1 protein-coding gene is annotated in these 1,009 nt (G+C 66.8%); it reads left to right on the forward strand.

Annotated features, from left to right (window positions below; genetic code table 11):
- Nucleotides 1-22 precede the first annotated feature (22 nt).
- The coding region (locus ASE89_RS13135; RefSeq protein ID WP_056676652.1) for an IS5/IS1182 family transposase at nt 23-1,009 on the forward strand (987 nt) is incomplete at its 3' end.

Consider the following 1,009-nt stretch of genomic DNA (forward strand, 5'->3'; position numbering starts at 1 on the left):
CGAGGTGAGCGGAGACGGGCCGATGATGGGCGAGCGGACGGTAGCGCAGGAAGCGCTGTTCTACAGCTTCAGTCTGGAGCGGCATGTGCCGGCGGACCACATGCTGCGTTCGATTGACCGGTTCGTGGACCTGTCGGGCGTGCGCGAGCATCTGAAGCCGTTCTACAGCGAGATGGGACGGCCATCGATCGACCCCGAGCTGATGATCCGCATGCTCATCATCGGCTACTGCATGGGGATCCGTTCCGAGCGTCGGTTGTGCGACGAGGTGCATCTGAACCTGGCCTATCGCTGGTTCTGCCGGCTCGGGCTGGAGGGCGACGTGCCCGACCACTCTACCTTCTCGAAGAACCGCCATGGCCGCTTTCGCGACAGCGACCTGCTGCGCCGACTGTTCGAAACGACGGTCGAACGCTGCATGGCCGAGGGGCTGGTCGGTGGCGAGGGCTTCGCCGTCGATGCGAGCCTGATCCGGGCCGATGCCAATCGTCAGACTGGCGGCCCGGGAAGCGACGGCCTGCCGCCCGACGCCGACACGCGTGCCGTTCGCGAGTATCTTGCCGTCCTCGACGATGCCGCATTCGGGGCGGCCACGCCGGTGGTGCCGAAGTTTCTGGCACCGGCGGATCCGGCGTCGCGCTGGACCTGCGCGCATGGCGGGCAAGCCTATTACGCCTACTCGACCAACTACCTCATCGATCTCGACCATGCCGTCATCATGGACGTGGAGCCGAGCACTGCGATCCGGCAGGCCGAGGTGACCGCCTGCAAACGGATGATCGAGCGCGTGCAGGACCGCTTCGGCGTCTGGCCCGAACGGCTGGCGGCGGACACCGGTTATGGCTCGGCCGAGATGCTGGCGTGGCTCGTCCACGAGCGCGACATCCACCCGCACATCCCCGTGTTCGACAAGTCTGCCCGCCGCGACGGCACCTTCGCGCGGGCAGATTTCCGCTATGACCTGGGCGACGACAGCTATGTCTGCCCTGCCGGCAACCGCCTGCGCCCC

Origin of the sequence: Sphingomonas sp. Leaf30 (assembly GCF_001422525.1) — a bacterium.
Lineage (GTDB): Bacteria > Pseudomonadota > Alphaproteobacteria > Sphingomonadales > Sphingomonadaceae > Sphingomonas > Sphingomonas aerolata.